General features: G+C 67.5%; 3 protein-coding genes. 2 read left to right on the plus strand and 1 reads right to left on the minus strand.

Going from position 1 to position 3,986, the window contains the following annotated elements; translation table 11 throughout:
- Window positions 1-75 precede the first annotated feature (75 nt).
- Complete coding sequence (locus tag SMA01S_RS23835; protein ID WP_066827952.1) at window positions 76-1,644, minus strand: flavin monoamine oxidase family protein; 1,569 nt, start codon at window positions 1,642-1,644, stop codon at window positions 76-78.
- 83 nt (window positions 1,645-1,727) lie between these two features.
- Here SMA01S_RS23835 and hisC point away from each other — a divergent pair, with 83 nt between their 5' ends.
- Both hisC and SMA01S_RS23845 read left to right on the plus strand, forming a co-directional pair.
- The gene (hisC, locus tag SMA01S_RS23840) at window positions 1,728-2,828 is read left to right on the plus strand and encodes a histidinol-phosphate transaminase (protein ID WP_066827954.1); all 1,101 of its coding nucleotides are present in this window, start codon (window positions 1,728-1,730) and stop codon (window positions 2,826-2,828) included.
- Between the two features lie 84 nt (window positions 2,829-2,912).
- Window positions 2,913-3,821: a prephenate/arogenate dehydrogenase family protein gene (locus tag SMA01S_RS23845; protein ID WP_066827955.1), complete on the plus strand. Its 909-nt coding sequence runs from the start codon at window positions 2,913-2,915 to the stop codon at window positions 3,819-3,821.
- Window positions 3,822-3,986: the final 165 nt, after the last annotated feature.

A 3,986-nucleotide genomic window follows, 5' to 3' on the forward strand; every position in this document is an offset into this window, starting at 1 on the left:
CAGGTAGCGGCGCTCTGCCCTCACCCTTCCGCGGCTTCGCCGCTCCCTCCCTCTCCCAAAGGGAGAGGGAATTGATCATCCCATCCTTCTCGCCGGCGCTCTGGCGGCAATAACCGATTGCGCCGCCAAGCGGCCGGTCTGCGCGCCGCCGTTCATATACCCGGGATAGGCATCCGACAGGTGCTCGCCCGCGAAATGGACCGGTCCCGCCCCCATCGGAGTCGAGGCGATACCGTCGGTTTCGGTCCAGATCAGGTCGGCGAACTTGGTCAGCTGGCCGGGGCGGAAATTGACGTACGCGCCCATCGAGAAGGGATCGAGGTGCCAATTGGTGCGGCGCACGATCGTGCCGGTCGCGGCGCCCATTCCCTTCACGCCGCTTTCGGCCAGCCGCGCGAAGTTGAGCGCCAGCGCATGCGGATCGGCCTGGTCGGCGGCGAGCACTTCGTCGCCCCCGGTGAACCAGGTCCACACGCTGCCCGGCCCGGTCGCCGGCCGCACGCCACCGTCCCAGCCGAGCGATGCGCCGGCGCCATGATCGGTCTGCCAGATCTCCCCGCCGCGCCCGATCGGCTTTTCCCAGGGCCGCCCGGTCGTCACTGCCTGGACCTTGCCATTCCTGCCCAGCCCGACCTCGGCGATGAACTGGCGCCACAAAGGCGGCAGCGGCACGCCATAAGCGATCCGGCTCATGATCGAGGCCGGTGTCGTCACGATCACCGCCGAGGCGTCGATCTTCTCGCCATTGGAGAAGACCACGCGCGCGCCGCTTGCCGAGGGATCGATCCGCACCGCGCGGCGATACGTGGTGATGCGGCTCGCCAACCGCGCCGCCATCGCCTCGATCAGCGACGAGCTGCCCCCCGCCATCAGATAGCGTTCGTCGCTGCGGGACAGCACGTCGATCCGGCGGCCGTCGATCGTTGGCAGGTTGAACACCAATTCGATCGCCGAGGCCTGTGCCGGCTCGCAGCCATATTCGGTGCGCGCGGTCGCTTCCATCAGGCGGCGCACCCAGGGCTCGGGCATCAGCCGGGCATATTTGTCGAGATAGCCGGTGAACGACATCCGATCGAGCTCGGCGGCGACCTTGGCGTAATTCTGGTCGAGCCGCACCGAATCGGCGTCGATCTGGCCGGCAATGCCGCGCAGGCCGGCGACCAACTTGCCTTCCGGCACTTCGCGCGCGCCGTCGAGGATCATCGTGCGGTGCTGGCCGGCCTTGCGGTCGATCAGCTGCACGCCGAAGTCGCGGCAGAGCGCGTGCATGTCGGCATGGTCGGTGTTGACCAATTGCCCGCCGATCTCGATCGACGGCGCGCCTTTGGCTTTGGCGGTGTACATCCGTCCGCCGAGCCGGGTGCGCGCCTCATACAGGCGCGCGTCGACTCCCGATTTGGTCAAATGCCAGAGCGCGGTCAGTCCGGCGATGCCACCGCCGATGATGACCACCGGCGCGCCGCTCGCTGCCGCGCGAGCCGGGCGTGGCAGAGCCGCGGTCGCCGCCGTCGCTGCCAGCGCGAGCAGCACTTGCCGCCGCGTCTGCCCGTCGCCGCCGGGCACGGGTGTCGCTGCCCCGCTCTCGTGCAGATTCTCCCGCCGCGCCGCCTCGAGCGCCTGCCAGAATGCCGTCGGTCCCCGCATCCGCCTTCCCCCTGGCCATGCTGCATAGCGGTTGGGGACTCATCTTGCCAAGGCGGCGAGCCCCTGCGCATAGGCCACACATCATGAGCGCTCCTGAACCCAAGCCCTGGATCATGGCGATCGCGCCTTATATCCCGGGGCGATCGACCACCGATGACGGCCGCAAGGTCGCCAAACTCTCGTCGAACGAGAACCCTCTGGGCACCTCGCCCAAGGCGCGTGAGGCGTTCCTGTCGGCAGCGAGCCGCCTCGAACGCTATCCCGACGCCAGCGGCACTGAATTGCGCGACGTGCTCGCCGACAAACACGGGCTCGATCCCGCGCGGATCATCTACGGCAATGGATCGGACGAAGTGCTCCACCTCGCCGCCGGTGCGTTCGCCGGGCCGGGCGACGAAGTCATCTTCGTCAAATATGGTTTCGCGGTGTACGAAATCGCGGCGCGACGGGTGGGCGCGGTTCCGGTCATCGCCCCTGACCATGACTATGCCACCGATGTCGACGCGATCCTGGCGTGCGTCACCGAGCGGACCAAGCTCGTCTATATCGCCAATCCCAACAACCCGACCGGCACCTACGCGACGAAGGAAGAGATTGCGCGGCTGCACGCCGGACTGCGCCCCGATATCCTGCTCGTACTCGACCACGCTTATGCCGAATATATCGAGGGCGATGCCGAGGATGGCGGGATGGCGCTGGCCGAAACCGCGCCCAATGTGCTGGTCACGCGCACCTTCTCCAAGATGTACGGGCTCGCCGCCGAGCGGATCGGCTGGGGCTATGCCTCGCCCGCGATCATCGAGGCCATGCACCGCATCCGTCTGCCTTTCTCGATCACCATCGCCGGCACCGCGGCGGCGATCGCGGCGTTGGGCGACACCGAATTCGTCGAGCATACGCGGGCGCATAATGCGAAATGGCGTGCCTGGTTCTCGCAGGAGATCGCTCAGCTCGGCAATGCGGGTCTGCGCGCCGTACCCAGCCAGGCCAATTTCGTGCTGGTGCTGTTCGAGGGCAAATTGACCGCCGAGGCCGCGTATAAGGGCCTGATGGACGCGGGCTATATCGTCCGCTGGCTGCCCGGCCAGGGCCTGCCGCATGGACTGCGCATCACGGTCGGCACCGAGGACGAGACGCGCGGCGTCGCTACGGCATTGCGCGCGATGGTCGAGAAGGCCGGATAAAACTCCGTTCGTGCTGAGCTTGTCGAAGCACATGATCCGGGCACGCCCTTCGACAAGCTCAGGGCGAACGGAGTAAGAGGGGCGATGTTACCTTTCTCCCGCATCACTATCATCGGGCTCGGCCTGATCGGCTCATCGATCGCGCGCGCGATCAAGGCCGACATGCCGACCGTGCGGGTCACCGGGCACGACCTGGATCCGCAGGTGCGCGAGACATCGCGGGCGCTCGGATTCTGCGACGATGTCGCCGACACGGCGGGCGCCGCGGTGACCGATGCCGACCTGGTGATCTTCTGCGTCCCCGTCGGCGCGATGGCCGCGGCGGCGGAAGCGATCGCCGATGACCTTCCCGCCGATGCGATCGTCAGCGACGTCGGATCGTCCAAGGGGACCGTGCTCGCGGCGCTGAGCGCAGCGCTCCCGGGAGCGACTATCATCCCCGCCCACCCCGTCGCGGGCACCGAGCGCTCGGGTCCCGAGGCCGGCTTCGCGACCCTGTTCCACGGCCGCTGGTGCATCCTGACCCCGCCCGATGGCGCCGATCCGGCCGCGGTCGAGCGCGTCGCCGAATTCTGGCGGCGGCTGGGCGCCGAAATCGAGATGATGGACCCGCAGCACCATGACCGCGTGCTGGCGATCACCAGCCATTTGCCGCACCTGATCGCCTATACGATCGTCGGCACCGCCTCGGACATGGAAGAAGTCACCCGTTCCGAAGTGATCAAATATTCGGCCGGCGGCTTTCGCGACTTCACCCGCATCGCGGCGTCGGACCCGACGATGTGGCGCGACGTGTTCCTGAGCAACCGCGAAGCGGTGCTCGACATGCTGCAGCGCTTCACCGAGGATCTGACCTCGCTCCAGCGCGCGATCCGCTGGGGCAAGGGCGACGAATTGTTCGACCTGTTCACGCGCACTCGCGCGATCCGCCGCTCGATCATCGACCAGGGCCAGGACGACGCCGCGCCCGATTTCGGACGGCAGCACGATTAGCGCAATCCTCCCCGTTTACGGGGAGGGTGTTCGGACTTTGGCATGCCCCCGGCATGCCAAGATCGTGTCCGGGGGACACGATCTCGTCCGAACACATTGGCGCAGCCAATGGTGGAGGGGCCGGGCCACGCAGAGTTCGCTTGCCGCACCGCCCCTCCACCAAGC

It is taken from the genome of Sphingomonas mali NBRC 15500 (genome assembly GCF_001598415.1).
In the GTDB taxonomy this organism is placed as follows: Bacteria; Pseudomonadota; Alphaproteobacteria; order Sphingomonadales; family Sphingomonadaceae; genus Sphingomonas; species Sphingomonas mali.

Bases quoted from the DNA above. Each gene is read 5' to 3' on its own strand.
- SMA01S_RS23845 (WP_066827955.1), top strand. From the start codon at position 2,913: ATGTTACCTTTCTCCCGCATCACTATCATCGGGCTCGGCCTGATCGGC.
- hisC (WP_066827954.1), top strand. From the start codon at position 1,728: ATGAGCGCTCCTGAACCCAAGCCCTGGATCATGGCGATCGCGCCTTAT.
- SMA01S_RS23835 (WP_066827952.1), bottom strand. From the start codon at position 1,644: ATGCGGGGACCGACGGCATTCTGGCAGGCGCTCGAGGCGGCGCGGCGG.